This window comes from Paenibacillus sp. FSL R10-2736 (genome assembly GCF_038000245.1).
Taxonomy (GTDB): Bacteria; Bacillota; Bacilli; order Paenibacillales; family Paenibacillaceae; genus Paenibacillus_AQ; species Paenibacillus_AQ phytohabitans.
In genome coordinates this window covers 795,367-816,550 of record NZ_JBBOBN010000002.1, presented here as the reverse complement: position 1 = coordinate 816,550, position 21,184 = coordinate 795,367, and the positions used below count along the sequence as shown (strand labels likewise).

Sequence of the window (21,184 nt, the reverse complement as noted above, 5' to 3'; positions counted from 1 at the left end):
CATTTACGGATAAAATACACAGAAATGATATAATGAAAGGAATGATTCAATCCGAAACGGCGCTGCCGTCCTGTTTGCAGGGGCAGTACTGTTTCAACACCAATCTGCTACAGGAGAACGATAGCGATGCAGCCAAATTATGCCATGGATGATGCCGGATGGGACAACCTTATCTCGGATGTGGCCCGGATTTTTGATGATCTGACCCTTAAACGGGGGTTTCAATATTATAAACAAAAACGCGTGCATGCCTTCCAGATGAGGACGGACAGGAAAATCATGTCCATCGTTGAAGGCCGGGAAGATTATATGGTTGCCGTTGAGCTGGAGCATCTGCTGGAGAGCCGCTGCGACTGTCCGGTATCCGGCCCGTGCAAGCATATGGCCGCTGTGCTGATGTACTACGCGGAGCTTCAGGGCAAACCTGTACATTCGATCGCCAATGCCAAGGCACTTGTGGACATTCCCAAGATCCCTTCCGCCCCTGCTCAAGGAGTTCCGGGACGGCGCGGGGAACAGCTGAAGAAGCTGGAGGCGCTTATTCCAGAGGCCACTGTGCAGCAGTGGCGTGAATATATGGCACTCCTCATAGAGCCCCTGGCCCATACCGTGCGAAATCCGCAGTATGCCGACCGGGCGCTGGCCGCCATTTCCGGGGTCCGCCCCAAGCTGTCTCCCGCTGCCGGCCAGCTGTTCAAGCTTCATACCCATCTCTGTGTGCTGGAAAGCTTAGTTAAGCCTGGAGGACAGCCGCTGGCGGCGAACCTCTCCTCACTTGGTTATTCTGTCGGCTACTATACTTCGATTGCGATTTCCGAGCTGCAAAAGCATATCACGGACATGATGAAGAAAGGCCTGCCGCTGGCGGAGGCCCCTGAAGAATGGCCCAGAGTATACGATACAATCGCCTATCTGCGGGGCGAGATGCTGACGGAAGTCCGCGATCGTTCGCGGGATCAGCCCTACTTCTCTTACTGCTATACCCTGCTGTGGTCCAATTGGATTACGCCGAATCTAAGCGGACCGGAGCTGTATGCCGAAGAGCTGGAGCACCTGCGTCAGGCTGGAAGCGACTTAAGTACCAATGCTTCCCGCCATGCCCGTCTGCTGGCCGAGAGCCGGATGTATTATTCTCTGCATGATGATGCTGCCGCTATGGAACAGCTGCGCGCAGCAGCCGAGCGGCCCGGACTGCACCCGGAGGAGCTGATAAGCTTCCTGCCCCCGCTGGCCGAAGCCCGGCAGTGGACACGCCTCACGGCATGGCTGGCAGAGATCGGCCCGCTGCTGAGCAGCCGGCTGTACAATCTGCAGGAGTACGCCGGGTACTGGGATGAAGCGGTCCGTCATCTGCCCGAAGCCGAGCCCCGGATGTGGGATACGCTGGCCGGTATGCTGCCGCTGTCGCGCGAGATCTATGAAGAACAGCTGCTGACCTACGGCAAATGGCAGGAATGGATGGATATGCAGTTATCGGCCGGGCGGCAGCCTGCCGACTTCCGGGTCAGCGACCTGCAGCCGGTGGAGAAGAATGCACCGGAGCTGCTCCTGCCGTTCTATCATCAGGCTGTGGAACGATTCGTGCTGGACAAAAACCGGCACAGCTATAAAGCAGCGGTGAAGCTGCTGAAACGTCTGTCCAAGCTGTACAAGAAGCTGAAACGCGAAGCACGCTGGGAGGAATTCCTCGAAGCCTTCACGGACCGGCACAGCCGGCTGCGCGCTCTTCAGGAGGAACTGCGGAAAGGAAAACTGATTCCATGAACACAATGATGCGCAATATTACGGTCCAGCTCGCCTTAAGCCAGTATGGCGACGCGCTGATCTACGGTGTAGATGACCGGGATGATTATGTACCCGGCGTCCAGTTGAAGCAGATGCTGTTCGCCTGGCATGAAGAATCCTTCTATGGAACGGAGCTTACTACTTCGAAGGCGGATGAGGTCGAGCTCGTGGTGCTTCCTGCCGAGCAGGTGATTCCGTTCTTCGCCAGCCTGCGGCTGCTCCGGCATGTCGGCTGGAGCTGGCAGGGCGATGCCCAGCTCTTGAAGCGGCTGGCCCCGCTGCTGGCAGAAATGCTGGATAACAAGCAGTATGCACCCAGCTTCTCCGCCTTCCGGGAAGGCCAGCTCAGCTGGGCCTGGGAGGAGAAGGCGCTGGCGGAAGCCGCCGAAGGCAACTGGGACGATGCGGCGGCGCTGCATAGTCTTGAGGGACGCAGCGGGTTCGCCGAAGGTCTGCGGGCCGCCTTCTCAGCGGCGGTCTTCCAGCGCTATTACGGCACCGATGCGGAAGCCGGTGACCTGCGCAGTGAGTTCCCGCTGCTGTTCAGCGCGAGCCGCAGCAGTGCGGCCGGGATGGACGAAGACAGCTGGCTGATGTCCATCGGCTGGAAGGCAGACACCGCGCCGTTCCGGCCGGTGCTGCAGCTGCTTGAGCCGGACGAAGAGCTGCCGCACTGGCGGCTCCAGCTGCTTCTGCAGGACAAGCGCGACGAGTCCGCGCTTGTGCCGCTGCGGCTCACCGGGGACGGCGAGCCGCATGGCGCGCTGCCCGCATCGTGGACAGAGCATGTCCACGAGCGCGCGGCCGGGTGGCTGTCACGGCTGCGTGACAGCCTTCCCGAGCACATCGGGCGCGGCGCCGATGTGCTGGCTGAACCGCTTAGCGATGCTATCGCGTGGCGGTTCCTCACGGCCGACAGCCGGCTCCTGCTGGAGGCCGGCTGGCAGGTGCTGCTGCCGGCGTGGTGGGAAGCCGCCAGCCGCAGGAAGCCGCGCCTGCGCGCGAAGATCAGCTCCGGCACCGCCGAGGGCCGCGGGCAGTCGCTGTTCGGCCTCGATGCGCTCGTCGACTTCGACTGGCGCATCTCCATCGGCGACGCCGATCTCTCCGAGGCGGAGTTCGCCGACCTCGTCGCGCGCGGGGAACGCCTCGTCCAGTTCCGCGGCAAGTGGATACCGCTGGACCCTGCGCTGCTGGCGCAGATTCAGCGGGCCATGGCCGGGATGGACAAGTCGCAGGGCTTGTCCTTCCAGGATGTACTGCAGCTGCACCTGCTGAATAGCGGTGCAGACGCAGACGTGGAGGAGGCCGAAGCGCAGCGCGCCGAGGAGGAAGCAGCCCGCGTCCGGCTGGAGGTCGAGCTGAACGAGCATCTGGTCGGAATCATCGGCCAGCTCGGACAGCGCAGCCAGTGGCCGAAGCCGGAGGTTCCGGCCGGCCTCCATGCCGAGCTTCGCAGCTACCAGCATGAAGGCTATGCCTGGCTGGTATTCCTGCGCCGCTTCGGCCTTGGCGCTTGCCTGGCCGATGACATGGGGCTCGGCAAGACGGTGCAGCTGATCTCCTACCTGCTCCACTTGAAGGAGCAGGAGGCGGAAGCGGAAGCTTCCGGCGCACCGGTAGCCCGGCGGCAGACAGAGCCGGCCGGCTGGCCCTCGCTGATCATCTGCCCGACCTCCGTGCTCGGCAACTGGCAGAAGGAGCTGCAGCGTTTCGCCCCTTCCCTGAACGTGATGCTTCATTATGGAAGCAGACGGCTGGATGCCGGATATTTCTACGGCGCTGCTTCGCAGGCCGATGTGGTCCTCACTTCCTATGCTACCGCCGCGCTGGATCAGGAGCTGCTGAAGCAGTTCACCTGGGCGGCCGTATGCCTCGATGAAGCGCAGAATATCAAGAACGCCGGAACGAAGCAATCAGCCGCAGTGCGCAGCTTCCCGGCCCTGCACCGGATTGCCCTGACGGGGACACCGATTGAGAACAGGCTGTCCGAGCTGTGGTCGATCTATGATTTCATCACACCGGGTTATCTCGGCACTCCGAAAGGATTCCAGGACCGGTTCGCTAACGCCATTGAGAAAGAGCGGAATGCCGAAAAAACCGCAGACTTACAGCGGCTGGTCAAGCCGTTCATGCTGCGCCGCAAGAAGAAGGACCCGGCCATTCAGCTCGATCTTCCGGATAAGAATGAAATGAAAACCTACATTAATCTGACAGCAGAGCAAGCGGCGCTCTACGACCAGAACGTGAACAGTCTGCTCGAACGGATGCAGAAGCTGGAGGGCATTGAACGCAAGGGTGCCATTCTGGCCGCCTTAACCAGCCTTAAGCAGCTGTGCGACCATCCAATGCTGCTGACCAAAGAGGCGCTGCCCGAGCCGGAGGCCGGAGGCGTTCTGGACACCAGCGCCTTGATTGAACGGTCTGCGAAGCTGGAACGGCTGCTGGCGATGGTCCGCGAGCTGCGCGAAGAGAATGAGCGCTGTCTGATCTTCACCCAGTACGTCGGCATGGGCAAGATGCTGCAGGCTGTGCTCCAGCAGGAGCTGCAGGAACCGGTGCTGTATCTGAACGGCAGCACCCCGAAGAGCACCCGTGACCGCATGATTGAGCGGTTCCAGACCCCCGCACTGCCTGCCGGTGAAGCCGCAGCCGATACCGCCTCCGGGTACCAGCCGTCCGATCAGCCGAATGTATTTATCCTCTCGCTCAAAGCAGGCGGTGTCGGCCTCAATCTGACCGCCGCCAATCATGTCTTCCACTTCGACCGCTGGTGGAATCCGGCAGTGGAGAACCAGGCCACTGACCGTGCCTACCGCATGGGCCAGACCCGGGACGTGCAGGTGCATAAGTTCATCTCGCTTGGCACGCTGGAGGAGAAGATTGACGAGATGCTGGAGAGCAAGCAGCAGCTCAGCGATGATGTAATCTCCGGCTCCGAAGGCTGGATCACCGAGCTGTCTACGGACGCTCTGAAGGATTTGTTCACGCTGCGGAGGGAATGGGTGGGGTAACGGAGTTTACCACTGCTCCGACATTCTAAAAGTAGCAGCCAGATTGTCCTCCCCCGCGAGCGAACTGACCACCAGCGTAATGGGCTCCTGCTGCATGTCGTAGAGCAGCTGCTGATTCAACAGATTCACGGCAACATTCTGGTACGCACCGGCTATGCCGGAGCCGATTCCTTGAGTGATGACCCTTCCGCCAGTGACTGCTGTACATGTATAGTTCACTTGCAGCGCAGTTTCAGTGACGGGAATAGCTGTAGTCGGGGTAGGATAGTTCACAAAGGCTCCGTTGACACTTCCGCCGGTGATCACTTTATAGCGGATGGGAGTGGAGGCCAGAATCTCCAGTCCATCCGCTTTGATCTCGGCAGTCACCGCTTCGGGAATAGTCACTGCGGCACTTCTCCGGAAGCTGATGGCCGCGAAATCGCTATCAGTAACAGCTATATTCTCACGGAATTCCGATGTGATCCGGCTTACAGCAATCGGCTGCATCGGAACGGGAATCCACACCCCGCTGCTGTCAATCAGGAATACCCGTACACGGACCTGCTCCTGGGAATACACTACATTGAATTGAAAAAAATTCTGTGTAACATTATACGTTTTGGTTACGACTTCCCTGTAGTTCAACTCAAACAGTTCCTGGGCGAACAGAGTCGCCGGACTTACATCATTATTAAGCCCGGTTAAGTAGACCACTCCTCTGGAGGTTCCATTGTTCACTACCTTTACGACAGCTTGACTGATAGGCCCTGCTCCCAAGGTAGGGTTCTTTGTTAACATGTTGGTTGTCAATACGGGCACAGCTCATCACCCTCCTATTAAAGCTATTTCATATATCATATGCCGAGCAGATTAGAAGTTTCTGGTTTATTGACAGCGGGGGCATTCCACAACCCTCAGGTGCTTCCGTAACTGGGCGCAGTTGCCATTTCATACCCGCTGTGCTAAAATCAACTTAACTTTTTTAGAACGGAGGGCTCAGTGTGATAGATTATATCCGGATTCGTAACTTACGCGGCTAATTACAGCTTCATAGCGCGAAAGCTCTGCCTTGTGCAGAGGACTCAGGATAGGTCTATCCATTTTTAGAGGCAGCCCCTAGCTTTAACTTATACGCGGGATAACAGGATAATTTATAGCGTGAAGTCTATAATTTCCCTTGTATCTGAACGGAGAACCGAGGTTGCTCCGCCCGGCCCTGCGTATGCCTTTAGGAATTGCATCCCCATAGAGAATATACTGAACCGCAGCCCATGCATGGCTGGAATAGAGAACTATTCCTCCCTGACGCTGCCGGTTCTTGGCTTCATATTACCTACGGGAGTGCCATAGCTGTAGAACCGTTATTGGTGTAACGGCTCTACAGGACCCTATTCTGTTGATCCTCACAATCCTTTTAGCACAGGCAGACAGCCTGTGCTTTTTTATGTCCAAATTTAACTATGGAGGTTGATCTATATATGGAATCCGTACAACAAAAAGCAGTCATCGTCGGTGTACAGCTGCAGAATGACAATAACTTCGATTACGCCATGGAGGAGTTGCGCAATCTGGCAGCTGCCTGCGATATTGAGGTCGTGGCTGAGCTCAGCCAGAAGTCCAGCCGGGTGAACCCCTCGCATTATATCGGAACCGGCAAAATCCAGGAGCTGGCGCTGCTGATGGAGCAGCATGATGCGCCCATCGTTATCTTTAATGACGAGCTGTCGCCGTCCCAGATCCGTAATCTGGAATCAACGCTTGACCATGAGGTCATTGACCGGACGATTCTGATTCTGAACATCTTCGCGCAGCGGGCCAAAACCAAGGAAGCCCAGCTGCAGGTGGAAGTAGCACAGCTCCAGTACATGCTTCCCCGCCTGACGGGCTTGCGCGAATCTCTGGGCAGACAAGGCGGCGGAGGCGGAACCGGCCTGAAGAACAGAGGGGCCGGGGAGACGAAGCTGGAGCTGGACCGCAGAAGAATCGAGGAGCGTATCTCCGTCCTCCAGACAGAGCTGCAGGCACAGGTCTCACGGCGCCAGATTCAGCGTAAGCAGCGCCACAAGAACGAGGTGCCTGTCGTTTGTCTCGTAGGCTACACCAATACCGGCAAGTCGAGCTTAATGAATACGCTGGTGGAGACCTATCATCCCGGCTCGGGCAAAGGGGTCTTCGCCAAGGATATGCTGTTCGCCACTCTCGAAACATCGGTGCGCAGTATCGATCTGCCCGATCACAAAACCTTCCTGCTCACAGATACCGTCGGGTTCGTCAGCCAGCTGCCCCACCATCTGGTCAAGGCCTTCCGCTCTACACTGGAAGAGGTCACGGAAGCGGATCTACTGATCCATGTGGTCGACATTTCCGATCCGCAGCATGAGCAGCATATGGCTGTAACGGATGAGACCCTGAAGGCGCTGGGCGCTGACGGCATTCCCACCCTGTATGCCTACAACAAAGCCGATCTGACGGACCAGCCTTATCCGCAGGTCCAGGAGAATTCTGTAACGCTCTCTGCGCTGAAGAACCGCGGAATTACCGAGCTTACGGCGCTGATCCGCAGCCGGATCTTTACCGATTATATTCAGTGTGAGATTCTGGTCCCGTTCGACCGGGGCAGCATTGTTTCTTACTTCAATGAGCATGCCGATGTGCAGTCCGTCAGCTATGAAGAGCAGGGCACACGTCTTAAGCTGGAGTGCCGGGCCGCCGATTATGAGCGGTTCCGGGGTGATTTTGTTGAGCTTTCGCAGTAAAATCTTCTTTATGAAACAGGAGCAGGTCCCGGTAAGAGTACCGGGACCTGCTCCTGTTGTTGTATATGGAAGCAACGGAAGCAGTGAAGGCTTCCGGCAGTAAACTCCTTAAAGACCCGCGGACAGCCGATCTGTCTGACTTATTTTGCTGGGCCGGGATTTAATTGAAGCAAGAACCCTCCATCCCTTCCGCTGCTGTTCACCCGCAGTCCGCCGCCGTCATCCGTCATCTCCAGGACCGGTTCAGCATATACCTCATCTTCCTCCTCCGGCTGTACCTCCAGTGAGAATACCAGCGCCGCCTGCTGTAAAGAAGTGAAATCAATGCTCCTTCTCGGGCCTGTATAGAGAATCATATCGATATTTATGCAGTCTTCCGCATTATGAATTTCCCACGCCCAGCTGCGCACCGCACCTGCATGCCCGCTGAACGCCGCGAACCAGGTCGTCAGGTTAAACGAAGTCCCCCCAATGATGATGCTCGCCCCTTCTTCCGTAGGCCCGGCAATAATCCCATCCAGGCACCCGCCAATCTCCAGCCGCAGCCGCAGATCTGCGGCCTCAATGATGCCGCCGGTCCGGTCGAGATTCGGATGAGTATCGCCGCCGTCCGTAATGAAATCTACACCGAACAGCAAATGTCCTGCTTCCTGCAGCGATTTGAAGCGTGCTGAGCAGTAGTCATAGCCGTCATGCAGGCAGCGGAGCCGGATATAGGCCGGCTGGCCATGATTATCCGCATAGACCACCAGCGGCCGTCTTTGATTCCACAGATCACTGTGTGTGAAGGAACCGATACTAAACTGCGGGGTCATATAGGTGACCGCCCATTTGCCTCCGTCCATTTGCCCTTCCCCCTCCCTCTCCCCTTCCAAGAGCTGTCTTACTTCCTTCGTCTCAGGAATCATGAAGTCAGCCAGATAAGCAGGTGGGCACTGGATGCCGCTCCTATACCATTCTTCCTCGTAGGGCAGCTCCTTCCAGGGGAAGAACCTCACCGCTCCTCCCGTCGCCATTTGCAGAAAAGCCTTGCTCTGCTCATTCAGCAGCGCCCCGTAACTGCGGGAATGCGGCCCGGACCACTGGGCCGTGGCCGGGTGATAATAGCCCGCTACGGTCTTCCAGGTCAGCTCAAGCAGTTCTCCGGTCAGTGCTTTGACCGTGCTGTCCGTGGTCTCGGACTGAAGCTTCGACAGCTCCAGAATGGCAATGTAGGTATAGACCGGACTGTTGTATTCCTGAAAAGCCCCATGCTCCATGGTATGGGCATACAGCTTCCGAAGCCGCTCCAGACCGTATGCCGCATAATCCTCACGCCCTAATTGCTCCCCGGCAATTCTCGTAACAAAAGCTCCGATAATCGCAATATTGGTATAGTCCGGACCCACATTCCGCCTGATAATCGCCTCGCAGGCATAATCAATGGAATAGATCATGTCTTCCCGCAGGCTGTCCGGTAAGCGGTGGCCGTGGCGCGCGATCGCCTGAACCAGCCGGCTGCCGCAGAAATCGCCCCAGTTCCAGTCCGGAGGGGCCATTTGATGCAGCGGCTCCTCATAGAACCAGGACCAGATCCCGAAGGTATCATGGCTCCGGTCGGTATCCTGCAGGGAGATCACCTGCCGGATGATATCGAATGCCCGCTGTTCATAACGGGCCAGCTCCGTATCAAGCAGTCCGAGTGCATAGGAGAGTGAATCTCTGGTGGAATGGATGAACTCCGCCTGCTTAAGGGTCGTATGATAACCCGGGCTGCTGAACGGGGAACGCAGCATGCAGATGCCCGGATCATAACGGGACTCCAGTCCGGCCATTCTTTGAATCAGCAGCTGCAGATGGTTCATCTCTTTATTTACAGGCTCTGCGGTTTCCTTCACGGTCATCTTCCTCCCTCACCTTCAGAGTTCAGCGGAACCGGCTGCTGCGGGTGCTGGTGATTCAGCGCCTCTGTCAACAGCTGCATCACCAGTCCCTGACCGTACAGTGCCGGATACCTCTCAATGGCGTTGTAAGCTTTTATTGAAGGCATTACCGGGGTGCCTCCCGAGACTCCCTGCACCTCACCGTCTTCACGGATAAGCGGCAGGATTCCTTCAAGCGCCTTCCCGGCACTCTCCAGAAAAGAGTCATCCAGCAGGCCGCCCTTAACCGCCTTAAGGAAACCGCAGGCGATACCGGCGCTGGCTGACGTCTCCTGGTAATAATCCGGCCTGTCGAGCACAGTATGCCAAAGTCCATTATCTCCCTGAACCTGCCGCTGGGCGGAAGCGAGCGTACGGTAGCGGCTGCTGAGCTCTTCCGGGACGGCAACTACGCGACTGGTCTCTGCCACAATCCCGGGAACGGCCAGCGTAATCCAGGCGTTGGCCCGGGCCCAGCGGGCAGCCGACATATGGCTGCCGTCCCGGCAGTTCCAGCCGTGGAACAGCAGCCCCGTCGCCGGGTCCTGCAGCAGGCGCAGATGCAGCAGGGTCTGCTGCAGGGCGGCCTCTGCAAGCCCGCGGTCGCCGGTCAGCCCGGCAAGCCGTGCCAGGAACAGCACGGCCATATACACCGTGTCCGCCCACACCTGCTCCGGGAAGTCTACAGCCTCCGTCACGGTATGCTCCAGCGCTCCTTCCCGGGTTCGCGGCGCAGTCTCCAGCATCCAAGCGGCAATTTCCTGAGACCTGCTCAGAAACCAGGTGTCCCCGGTCAGCCGGTACAGTCCAGGAAACAGCGCATATGGAGCCAGGGAGTTGATGACCCGAACCCCCTCTGCCTTACGCTTATTCCGGTTCACCCAGAGCAGCAGATAATCAATTACCTTGTCTGCGCCGGTGGCAGTTCCGTATTCCATCAAGGAGATTACACCGACACCGGGCACCCAGTCCCAGTGATGAATATCCATCCCCCAATTGCCCTGATGCCGGACGGAAATCATATATTCGAAGATAAGATCCAGCTTCTCTTCTAACTCCTGTTTTGTACTCAAAACGTCCGAAGCCTCCTTGAACCGTGATAATCCCCCTCGAAATCCGCTTTGACCGGAGATTTGCCCTGAAACGGAATTTCGCCAAACAGCGCTTTGACCGTAAGCTCTACCGTATCCTCATGCAGCGAATAAGCATTCACCAGCGTATCGAGGAATGGAATATCCTGCAGCAGATACGGCGACGCAAATGAAATACCTACCGGCTTGATCGTCTCCGCATGCTGCATGGCCCAGATGGCTTTGGCCGCTTCGCCTACCGGACGGGCCGTATTCATCATGCCGTGCAGCGGCAGGAAAAAAGGGGCAAAAGCAGCGTCCCAGGCCACCCCGGACAACTCCCATTGCCGTAGTGTAGTCAGCGGTTCGAATTCATCGAGGATATCAACCTGCAGCCCTCTTGCCTTAAGCTGTTCAACGAAAAGATTCATCCGCTCGTATCTGCGTCCCTCCGTCACCTTGTTCAGCATGATCACCAGCACCCGGCGGACCGTCTGCGGATTCAGGGGCAGCTGGCCGGTCCGGTTGCGGACCAGCGTAATGCAGCGCCCGGCAAGCGCCCGGCTTAATTGTCTAACCTGCCGGTCCAGCTCGGGCGGCAGCTTATCCTCCAGCAGCGGTAATGCCAGCCCGTCTTCTCCCGCAGCGCCGGTAAACTGCATTCCAAGCCGGGCTTTCATCTCCAGAATCCGCCGGACGCTGGCCTTCAGCCGTTCCCTGCTTACCCGCCCGTCCGCCACCGCCTGCTCCATCACCGCGAAGTATCTCACACCCGGCCAGAGCAGCACATCCGTGCCGCAATTGAAACAATCGATCATGCGCTTCTCATAATCTCCCCAGGCCAGGAACCCGCCCATATCCAGCGCATCCGACAGCACCACCCCATCGAAGCCCATTCGTTCCCGCAGCAGCTCCGTAGTGATGCTCTCCGATACGGTTGCGGGCACCGGTTTCACGGCAGTATCCCCGTCTTCGATCCAGGGAAGGGCAATATGGCCGGTCATATAGGACATAACGCCCTGATCGATGATTCTCTGAGCCACATGTCCATATGTGGAGAACCATTCCTCTTCAGATAAGCTGTTAATCGTAGTAATGATATGCTGATCCCTGTAATCCACCCCGTCTCCGGGAAAATGCTTGGCGCAAGCCGCGATGCCATAATCCTGCATCCCGCGCATGACGGCCGTAGACAGGCGTGCCGCCCGCCCGGCATCATCCCCGAGACAACGGGTAGTAATGACAGGATTCATCCAGTTCAGCAGAAGATCAACCCCCGGTGCCAGCGCCCAGGTGAATCCGGCTGCCCGGCCTTCCATCGCTGTATATTTACCGTATTCATAAGCCAGTGCTTCATCATCGGCTGCAGCAAGGGCGAGAAGGGGCGGGAAGGCTGTGAGGCTTTTGACTGCAGAGCCGGCCCCGAATTCCAGATCTCCGGAGAACAGCAGCGGGAACTTGCTGATTCTCTGCAGCATCACGGCCCAGTTCCGGTAATCCTCCGCTCTGCCCGCAGCCTTCTGAATGACCTCTCCGCCGATAAAGAAGCTGCCCACCGGATATTGTGCCAGATACCCGCGAAGAGCGGCCTCGTCGTCCCCCCTGAACGGCAGTCTGCCTGCATGATCCTGCATCGTCTGCCCGATGAGCTCCCGCAAGCTCATAGCCTCCAGCGTGCCCTCTACCCAGTCCTGCTCTTCCTTGCTTAGCGGCCTCTGCATAGTCCCGATTCCTCCCGGTAATTTCTATTCCAAGTGTAACGAAAAGCCGGACCGCTCTAAATAAAGCCAACTATAATATAAGTTCAAAATTCTATAATCCCCCCACAAAGTGGGTTCATAGCTTCGGTGATTACTCAGACATTTGGCCGGGAACCTTAGATAAATTCTTATACAAAAACAAATATACAAAAACAAAATCACCCTAACGGGTGATTCATGCTGGAGGGTATGCGGGGTATGCGGGGTATGCGGGGTATGCGGGGTATGTGACCTGTACAGCTAATGCAGATATTAGGGCCACCTCACAATGCTCCACTCACACTACTTCCGAAGCAGCCTCCGTTGTAATCAATAGTACTAATGCTCCTTATTCCCTCCTGCTGCCCACTTTCGGCAGATTCAGGGGCACTTCTGCTCCTCATTTACTCCTACTACCCACTTTCGGCGCATTCAGGGGCACTAGTGCTCCTCATTTACTCCTACTGCCCACTTTGGGCGGGTTCAGGGGCACTAGTGCCCCTCATTTACTCATTTGACCCTCAGCCGGTGTAATCAAGGGCATTAATGCTCCTCATTTCCTCCTGCTGCCCACTTTCGGCGCATTCAGGGGCACTAGCGCTCCTCATTTCCTCCTGCTCCCCACTTTCGGCGGATTCAGAGGGATTATCCCTTTAATTTCCCCGTCCAGCCCACTTTCGGCGGAACTAGAGGGATTTATCCCTTTAATTTCCCCATGTCGCCCACTTTTGGCGGAATCAGAGGGATTTTTCCCTTTAATTTCCCCATGCCGCCTACTTTTGGCGGAACCCGGTGCGACCCCCTTATCCCGGAGTCCTCCGTATAAAATCAGTACTTGTTGTAGATATGCTCTTTATTTCGCTTTTTCTCTCGGCCAGAAGAAGCGGGAGCGGTCTTCTAGGGTCAGCACCCACTCTGCAAAGGTAGCTGGCGGCAGGTTACGAAGGCTCGTATGCATTCTGCGATTGTTGTAAAAGTCCATGTACCGGTCCACCGCTTCATAGGCCTCTTCGAACGTTTCGAATGCCTCTTTGCGGAACAAATCCCGATCGATATTACTGTGGAATGATTCAATAAAAGCATTTAAATCCGGCGTTCGAGGCGGAATACGTTCATGGGTCATTTCCCAGCTTTCACACATGTCGCCAAACAGGTGGCTGACGAACTGTGGGCCGTTGTCGGTGCGGATCACAGGGCGTGCGCTGTCAGGGGCGCAGTGATGCTCCATGGCGCGCGCCAGCGTCTGGCAGGCGTGCTTGGCCTCACACGACGATCCCCGGTGGTAGCCGACGATGACGCGGGTAAACACATCGATAATGCTCAGGACAAAGAAATGCCGGTCACGTCCCTCCACATACCCGTATTTAATGTCCATCTGCCAGAGCTGGCCCGCTCCTGTAATGACTCGGTTCTCCGGCAGCTTCCGGGGATGCTTAAAGCGCTTCTGACGCTGGGGCTGCAGGATATCCAGCGCCTGACACAGCCGGTAGCTTTTCTTGTGATTGAGCTTCAACCGGTGCTGGTTCCACAAGCACTTGGCCAGGAGTTTGTACCCGTACACGTGCTCTTCTCCAGCGATTAATTCCAGCAGCCATTCCTGGATCTCCTCGTCACTAATCTTTTCCCCAGACTCGTTAAAGGAGTAGCCTGGCTGGGGTCTTCCACGCCCCCCTTGAACGGCCTTTGGGGACAGTGACCTGCGTTTCTTACGGTCGTAGTACGTGGACTCTGCTAGCCCCATGAGACGCAGTACCAAAGCTGCTGTATTCCCCTGCTTAATGAACATGTCGGCTACCTCGATTTTTTCGGATAAGCAGGGGTTGGCTTTTTTAGCAGTTCACGCAGAATCTCAATCTCTAACTCCTTTTCGCCGAGTATCTTGACGGCCTTCTCGTATTTCTGCTCCACTTCCAGGAGGCGCTTCAGTTCCTCCACCTGCTCCTGGGGATACGGATGATCTTGTTCCCCATGGGCCTCTCGGTAATCTCTCACCCACTGATTCACCGTCGCTGGGGTCACCCCATATTTTCGGGCAACCACCGCTGCCTTAATGCCAGACAACACCTCTTGCGCTGCCTTCTCTCTTGTTCCTGTTAAGTTTCCCATTGTGTTCATCCTCCTCCTGTATTCAGTCTACATTTTTATGGGGGAGGACTCCAACTTCATTAGGGGGCTGTGGAGAACCAGAGGGATTTTTCCCTTTAACTTCCTCATGCCGCCCACTTTGGGCGGATTCAGAGGGATTTATCCCTTTAATTTCCCCATGTCGCCCACTTTCGGCGGAATCAGAGGGATTTTTCCCTTTAATTTCCCCGTCCAGCCCACTTTCGGCGGATTCAGAGGGATTTATCCCTTTAATTTCCCCGTCCAGCCCACTTTCGGCGGAATCAGAGGGATTTATCCCTTTAATTTTCCCATACCGCTCACTTTGGGCGGATTCAGAGGGATTTATCCCTTTAATTTTCCCGTCCAGCCCACTTTTGGCGGATTCAGAGGGATTTATCCCTTTAATTTCCTCATGTCGCCCACTTTCGGCGGAATCAGAGGGATTTATCCCTTTGTTTTCACCGTACCGCCCACTTCAGGCGGATTCAGAGAGACCCCTTACACAGGACACATTCGTCCTTCAGACGATTCTGCTCTAATTCCAAAGAAACCTATCCTCTACAGACGGATACGGATACCATCATTCCCCAGAAATAGAAACTCCCCGCGGCTTCACACTTCAAAGCACACGGGGAGCATAAGTCTTCATTCGTGAGCCCCAGCCTGTGTATTCCGTCCGTCAGGGCAGACTGATGAGCAGGGTCTCACTTAATTTGTTATTCTCCTTGTTCATCTCGGCATACCGCCAGATATCATTCACAAAGAAGCTGATGGTGAAGCTGCCAATGGTCGGCACTGCCCAGCGGGGCGTTCCCTGGGCGCTGCTGTTTGCTGTTAATGTGATCTCTTCACCCGGCTGGATCACGCTGGTGTTCGTGTCCGTCCAGGATACTACCCCGCCATTTACCGAAAAGGCGCCGCCGGTAATCTGTCCGAGTCCGGTTGATGTGTTCAGCGGTGTAGGGCGGACGCCGATGTTCTTCACTTTGGCCCAGAAAATCAGCGAATCCCCCAGCTGCGGAGTGCTGTGCGCCGAAGGGCTGCCGTCGCTGTTCACGATATTCCAGCCGATATCCGTCACGGTCAGATCCGGCCCCGGCGCCGGCAATACAGCTTCATAGCTCTCGAACTCCAGTCCGCTGATCATGACTTTCCCCTCGGTGTCTGCAATTTCAATCCGGTGCAGCCCGTACTCCAGGCCCGTCAGTTCGTAGACGATTTTATGATCCCCCTCAAGTCCGGCCTGCGGAATCACTATCGTCTCCATATATTCGCCGTCGATATAGACGTCAGCACTGCCCATATCGCTTTTGATATCCGATCTCCAGCGGACGCCGGTGCCGTTAAAGCTAAACCCTGCCAAAGCATCCGGTCCATAGGTCACATGGGAGACCCCATTCGGCGCGGTCTCGAACCCGGTATAGTCGATGTAAGCATGGCTATGCGCAACCGGGTACCACGCGGAGACCGGAACATACAGCCCCTCTTCCAGCCTGAAATAATCGATATTCGCCCCGTTGCCCGCCGAGGTGAAGCTGATTGTGTTATAGCCCGCCTGGAGCGTGATCCCATACTGCCGCGCGGTTATATTGGCAGTCCAGCTTCCCGTAGAGGGCAGCGTAACCGTGGACTGTTTCACTCCGTTAACGAGGATATTTTTCTTCGATTCCTGATTGGAAGCGTATGCAATAGTTAAGGTGTAGCTGCCGCCGTTCGCGGAATTGAAGCCCTGAATGGCGAGTCCCCCACCATGTGTCTGCTCGACCACCTTCCCTCCCGAAGCGCTGCTGTTATTGCTGGTCTTCAGCGGTAGGGCAAACGAGGTGGCCTCCGCCTCGAATTTAGCCGAATCTCCCGTCACATGCGGCGTAACCGGCATGACCGGTGTGGTTGCGGATACGGCTGCAGTCAAAGGTGATACATTGCCGGAGTCATCCACAGCCTGCACCTTGTAGCTGTAGGTAGTCTGGGGCGCTACGGTATAGTCACTCCAGAAGGTAAGGCGTCCAGGAACATTAATTACCGGAGCCGTCCCGTTGTCACGGTACACGTTGTAGCTGACGACCGCATCATTATCTGTGGAGGCATTCCAGGTCAGCCTGATGTGCTCATGGCTTACGGCCAGTGCTGCCGGACTGGCCGGAGCGGATGGCAGAGTACTCTCCTGCTCATCCAGAATATACTGGACAGTCTCCCCGGCACCCAGCGAAACCGTAAGGGTAATATACGGTGTTGCTGTCAGCTGAACCCGGGAGTAGGCCGCAGCATAGGTATCGCCTGCACCGAAGCGTTCCCCCGTATACGTTCCGCTGGACGGCATCGCAACCCGCACCTGCATCGTTACCGGCGATTTCTCAAAGTTGACGAAGTTGAGCAGAATTTTATCGGACGAAGCGCCTATGGCCGTAACCCCCAGCGCCGAGGTATCCACTGCGCGGAAATATGCCTTTTGCCCGGTTAATGCAGACGCATTGAGAACTTCGTAGCTGAGCGGGCTTCCATGGGTCGCATAAGCGGCAGCGAGTCTGCGGAACGTCTTCAGCCGGGTCTCCCCGGATTCGTTGATATTGGCCGGCACTGCTGCCGTATCCTCATAGCGGTGCGTATTCCAGTTAATCGCGGAATCGAACAGCCCAAACTCCGTCCCGTCATTAAAGAAGGCGGCGTGCTGCATAATATGATCTACATAGCCGATATCCCCCCGCAGCTCCCGGTCAAAAGCAGAGGCGAACCTGTACGCATACGTGCCATATTTCGTATTGTCGGAATGATTGTCATTGCTGCCGGTCTCACTCATCGCCATTTCTTTGCCGAAGCCTTCATCCGCTTCGCTATAGACACGCAAATTCTCATACAGGCTTCCGCCCGGCAATGGCTGAACCCCGGTGCCGCCATAGCTGTGTCCGTTGGTCACATCCGACAGCGCTTCAATCGCCTCCCGCTGGCTGGCATCCCGCTCCCAGCCGTCAGGCGTTCCGTTATACGGCCAGTACGCCCAGCCGGGGGCAACAATCTTCAGGTACGGCTGGCTATTGGTCTGCCGCTCCTCATCCATCAGCTCATGAAGCGCAAGCACCGCCTTCTGTGCCCAGCCGAATAATCCCGGCTCATTGCCCGTTTCCGCATACTGGTACAGATCACCGAATTTGCTGACGAACCCGGCATAATAGCTCCGCAGCGCTGAGCTGATGGTTCCGGCGGCCAGCTCGGTATTGCTCTTCCAGTTCCCGCCGATGATATTGACCATCGGCTCCAGATTAAGGTCGCGCAGCGTCTCCAGATAAGTCCGCCCCAGCGGGTCCCAGCCTGCGCTGGTATCGGACCAGAAGGAGGTGCGCATCCAGTTGCCGCTGTAAGCAATGCCCAGCCACTTGGTCATTGGCGCCAGATGGCGGATTGCATTCTCGTCATACCTGAAGGTGGATGCGGCAATTGTGCTTCCAAGATGAATATACCGCCCGTGTATGGGCTCGGCGGCCTGCTCCTCCAGCGCATCCAGCCTGAAATAATCCCACTCAAACCACAGATACCTGTCCCCGTCATAACCGGGAGACTGCGGATCTGCGTATAAACCCCGGTCAACGGTGAGCTTAAGCTCATTCTGTCCTATCTTCAGCTGTTCTTTGGGAATGTAGAGCTTATAGGTCTGCTTCCATGTGCGCGTAAGCGGGGTCTCTCCATCATTCAGGCCGGTAATCTGAATAAGCCCGCTGAAGCTGCCGTTTGCGAAGACGGCCAGCTGCGGAATTGCGGTGCTTGCATCTATAACTTTGAAGCTGAACTCCACGCCGTAGAGAGGGACTCCGGTTAAATTAAAGGTGAGATTCATGGTACCGTTGTGGTCTGCTTTCATGCCCTTGGAGAGGGTATTCCAGCTCATGGGATTTGCGGGGAGGGTAATATTCTCACTGTACACATCTTGAAATACCGTAAATTCTGCCGAGCTGTTATCCTGCTCCCCTACCTGCCAGAGCAGCGTAGGCGGCTGATAGGTATCCTCTGTGACCGTCCTGCCATAAGGGGATTCAGCGGCAGGCAGCGGCGGCACCGCAGGTGACTTCATTTCTTGCACAGCAGTCAGTCCCGCTGGCGGTCCGGCGGACAGAATTCGCCCGCCAGGCGCCAGAACGGACATCAGCACCAGAACCGTAATGAGCAACTTGCCTGTTATCTTCTGTTTTCGCACATTAACACCCTCTTCTTGAGAATAAGATAAGGGCTCCCCAAATGCTGGTTCAGCGAATGAGAATACCCGGTATCCGGCAAGCGGCCGCTGGGACTGCCTGCTATGAATACCGGGCGTGCTATGGCCTTAGCTGCTTATTTGGCGGCCAGGAAAGCATCCAGTTGCGTTTGAATTTCTGTAATCACAGCATCCAGGCCTGCGGCCTTCAGCTTGCTGTTCATTTCCTTCAGGACCGGCTCAGGGTCCTTTTCCCCGGAGTACAGAGTGTTCTTATATTGCTTCGTAATATTGATCAGTGCGCCGATCTGCGACTGCACCTTGGTCGAATCGAAGACAAAGCCGATGACCGGCGAAACGGCAGAGTTCTTGTTCCAGTCGGTGTACAGCTGAACGCGGTTCGGATCTTCGTCCTTGTTCAGGTAGTTCAGCAGCACATTGCCGATCATCCAGGAAGATACCGAGTTGTAGCCGCTGTCCGGGATGAACTCCACCGTGCTGTTCTCCAGCTTCTTGTAATGCTTGCCCTCAATGCCGAAGGTCAGCAGGTTATAGAGCACCGGATCGGTATGGATCAGGTTCATGAACATCATGGCCCGTTCAGGGTTTTTGGAGGTTCTGGAGATGGCGAGCATGGAGCCCTGCAGGCTCTTGGTGCTGACGCCAACCGGCAGCAGCGTCTTGATAATCATCGGCTTCTCGGCTAGCCGGGTCCAGTCATTGGTAGAGGTCGGATTCATATTGCCGTAGACGAACCAGGCTTTGCCGCTTTTGACCGCATCCTTCAGCTCAGTCTTGTCTGTGGCACCGTTCTTGTTAATATAGCCCGCTTCATACCAGCTGCGGATCAGCTTCAGCCGTTCCACAATTTCCGGCGTATCATATTCGTTAAATACCTTCATCGTCTTGTAATCGAGCAGCGTCGGGATTTCATTACTGCCGTCGAGGTCCTCACTTTCCGGATAAGCTGTGAACCAGTTCAGACTGTCCGTATGGTTCATGAACAGCGGGGAGAGAGTTGGTTCTTTCTCCTTAATCGTCTTCAGCATCGGTTCAATATCCTCCAGCTTCTTGATGCTGTTCACATCGAAGCCGTATTTATCGACAATCGCTTTGTCAAAAGCAAACCCGACAGACTGGCCCAGCTCTTTCTCTGTGGGAATCGCATACAAATGTCCGTTAACAGTAGCCGCCTGCAGGTAAGCAGGATTGATCTGTGCCTTCGTTTCCTTGGCATAGGTCTCGATCAGCTCTTCCAGCGGCAGATACGCTCCCTTCGCGGCATTGGTCATGAAGTTCCAGGTATAGACCATGTCGAACACTTCGCCGGACTGGATCATCAGGTTGACCTTATCGGCCGGTTTATCCCAGCTCAGCTGGTTAATCTTGATCGTGGCATTTATTTTATCCTTCAGATACGCATTGATCTCCTGCTCTACAGAAGCCACATCCTTATCCGGCCCGCCGGGCAGATAGAGCGACAGCTCCACCGGTTCCAGCGCATCCGGCGCTTCCGTCCCGGCCGCCTCCGTTGCAGCAGCTTCCTTAGTGGCTCCCGGAGCCGTGGTGCTCTCCCCTGCCTTCTCCGTAGGAGCAGCGGTATTGTTGTTATTTCCGGAGCATCCGGCTAGGGTAAACCCAACCATAAGTACAAGCGACAGCAGTAGACCCGTGACTTTTTTACCTGCCATACTTTGTTTCCTCCCCTTGATTGAACAATATATGCTAATCGGTTGATTCCGAGGTTAGCCTTTAATCGAGCCAAGCGTCAAGCCTTTGATGAAATACCGCTGAAAGAACGGGTAGGCCAGCACGATCGGGCCAATGCCAATCAGCGCCATCGCCATGCGGATCGTTTCCCCCGGTAATTTGGCCAGCTCGGTGGCCGAGCCCTGAATGAGCGCCCCGTTGCGGCTCAGGTAATCCGCCTGGGAGATCATTTTGTACATCAGATATTGCAGGGAATAGAGGTCTGTATCGGTAATGAAGATCATGCTGTTGAACCAGTCATTCCAGTAATGCAGCGTGTTGAACAGTCCAATCGTGGCGAATACCGGCAGGGACAGCGGGAAAACAACCTGGAAAAACGTCCGCAGCTCCCCGGCCCCGTCGATTGTAGAGGCTTCGATCAGCGCAGGCGGTACACTCATCTGGAAATACGTTTTCATGATCAGCACATTGAACGGCGACAGCAGCATCGGCACGATGAGCGCCCAGATGGAGTTCTTGAGATCAAGCACTTGCGTATAGACCATATACCAGGGCACCAGCCCGCCGCCGAACAGCATGGTGAAGAAGATCAGGAAGGCGAAGAATCCCCGGTATCTGAAATCGGTCCGTGAGATCGGATACGCATACAGTGAAGAGATGAATACACTGACCAGCGTTCCGGTGATGGTGACGAAGAAGGACACGCCGTACGCTTTTAATACCACGCTGTAATCCTTGAAGATATACGCATAGGCTTCCAGGCTGAGCTTCTCCGGGATAAATTGATAGCCGTTCAGCACGATGTAATCATAGTCGGTAATGGAAATCATGAAGACGAGTACAATCGGCAGCAGGCAGGTAATGGACAGGATGATAAAAATAACATGGAGAATGATGTTGGTAAATCTGGATATTTCGTTATTAGCCACGGATTTCCA

General features: G+C 55.9%; 12 protein-coding genes. 3 read left to right on the top strand and 9 right to left on the bottom strand.

The features are described 5' to 3' along the window. Nucleotides 1-126 precede the first annotated feature (126 nt). Together NSQ73_RS31705 and NSQ73_RS31700 are read left to right on the top strand one after the other, a co-directional pair. Entirely contained in the window at nt 127-1,764 is a 1,638-nt protein-coding gene (locus tag NSQ73_RS31705) for an SWIM zinc finger family protein (RefSeq protein WP_340990137.1), read from the top strand. After that, nucleotides 1,761-4,799, top strand: a complete 3,039-nt coding sequence (locus tag NSQ73_RS31700; RefSeq protein WP_340990135.1) for a DEAD/DEAH box helicase — start codon at nt 1,761-1,763, stop codon at nt 4,797-4,799. Before NSQ73_RS31705 ends, NSQ73_RS31700 begins: the two co-directional genes overlap by 4 nt. A gap of 6 nt (nt 4,800-4,805) precedes the next feature. Here the strand turns inward: NSQ73_RS31700 and NSQ73_RS31695 are convergent, their stop codons facing one another. Then, a complete protein-coding gene (locus tag NSQ73_RS31695; RefSeq protein WP_340990134.1) occupies nt 4,806-5,600 on the bottom strand; it encodes a hypothetical protein in 795 nt (264 codons plus the stop codon). Nucleotides 5,601-6,259: 659 nt separating this feature from the next. Here NSQ73_RS31695 and hflX point away from each other — a divergent pair. Then, nucleotides 6,260-7,537 carry a GTPase HflX gene (hflX, locus tag NSQ73_RS31690; RefSeq protein WP_171720403.1) on the top strand — a complete coding sequence of 426 codons (1,278 nt, stop codon included), beginning with the start codon at nt 6,260-6,262 and terminating at the stop codon, nt 7,535-7,537. Between the two features lie 140 nt (nt 7,538-7,677). Here the strand turns inward: hflX and NSQ73_RS31685 are convergent, their stop codons facing one another. The 8 genes from NSQ73_RS31685 to NSQ73_RS31650 form a co-directional block, all read right to left on the bottom strand. Continuing rightward, a complete protein-coding gene (locus tag NSQ73_RS31685) occupies nt 7,678-9,414 on the bottom strand; it encodes a hypothetical protein (protein ID WP_340990133.1) in 1,737 nt (578 codons plus the stop codon). Between the two features lie 2 nt (nt 9,415-9,416). Next, on the bottom strand, nt 9,417-10,511 hold the full coding sequence (locus tag NSQ73_RS31680) for a glycoside hydrolase family 88 protein (RefSeq protein WP_340990132.1): 1,095 nt from the start codon (nt 10,509-10,511) through the stop codon (nt 9,417-9,419). Next, nucleotides 10,508-12,229 carry a glycoside hydrolase family 3 protein gene (locus NSQ73_RS31675; RefSeq protein WP_340990130.1) on the bottom strand — a complete coding sequence of 574 codons (1,722 nt, stop codon included), beginning with the start codon at nt 12,227-12,229 and terminating at the stop codon, nt 10,508-10,510. The genes NSQ73_RS31680 and NSQ73_RS31675 overlap by 4 nt, the downstream gene beginning before the upstream one ends. 871 nt (nt 12,230-13,100) lie before the next feature. Continuing rightward, nucleotides 13,101-14,033: an IS3 family transposase gene (locus NSQ73_RS31670; protein WP_340985280.1), complete on the bottom strand. Its 933-nt coding sequence runs from the start codon at nt 14,031-14,033 to the stop codon at nt 13,101-13,103. A 5-nt stretch (nt 14,034-14,038) separates the two neighbouring features. Next, a complete protein-coding gene (locus NSQ73_RS31665; RefSeq protein WP_340985281.1) occupies nt 14,039-14,353 on the bottom strand; it encodes a helix-turn-helix domain-containing protein in 315 nt (104 codons plus the stop codon). Between the two features lie 679 nt (nt 14,354-15,032). After that, nucleotides 15,033-18,539, bottom strand: coding sequence for a carbohydrate-binding domain-containing protein (locus NSQ73_RS31660; RefSeq protein WP_340990128.1), 3,507 nt, complete (start codon nt 18,537-18,539; stop codon nt 15,033-15,035). A gap of 134 nt (nt 18,540-18,673) precedes the next feature. Then, nucleotides 18,674-20,227, bottom strand: a complete 1,554-nt coding sequence (locus NSQ73_RS31655; protein ID WP_340990127.1) for an ABC transporter substrate-binding protein — start codon at nt 20,225-20,227, stop codon at nt 18,674-18,676. Between the two features lie 54 nt (nt 20,228-20,281). Next, nucleotides 20,282-21,175: a carbohydrate ABC transporter permease gene (locus tag NSQ73_RS31650; protein WP_340990126.1), complete on the bottom strand. Its 894-nt coding sequence runs from the start codon at nt 21,173-21,175 to the stop codon at nt 20,282-20,284. Between the last annotated feature and the right edge of the window lie 9 nt (nt 21,176-21,184).

Coding starts and splice junctions, on each gene's coding strand:
- NSQ73_RS31705 (WP_340990137.1), top strand. CDS start 127: ATGCAGCCAAATTATGCCATGGATGATGCCGGATGGGACAACCTTATC.
- NSQ73_RS31700 (WP_340990135.1), top strand. CDS start 1,761: ATGAACACAATGATGCGCAATATTACGGTCCAGCTCGCCTTAAGCCAG.
- hflX (WP_171720403.1), top strand. CDS start 6,260: ATGGAATCCGTACAACAAAAAGCAGTCATCGTCGGTGTACAGCTGCAG.
- NSQ73_RS31675 (WP_340990130.1), bottom strand. CDS start 12,229: ATGCAGAGGCCGCTAAGCAAGGAAGAGCAGGACTGGGTAGAGGGCACG.
- NSQ73_RS31670 (WP_340985280.1), bottom strand. CDS start 14,033: ATGTTCATTAAGCAGGGGAATACAGCAGCTTTGGTACTGCGTCTCATG.
- NSQ73_RS31665 (WP_340985281.1), bottom strand. CDS start 14,353: ATGGGAAACTTAACAGGAACAAGAGAGAAGGCAGCGCAAGAGGTGTTG.
- NSQ73_RS31655 (WP_340990127.1), bottom strand. CDS start 20,227: ATGGCAGGTAAAAAAGTCACGGGTCTACTGCTGTCGCTTGTACTTATG.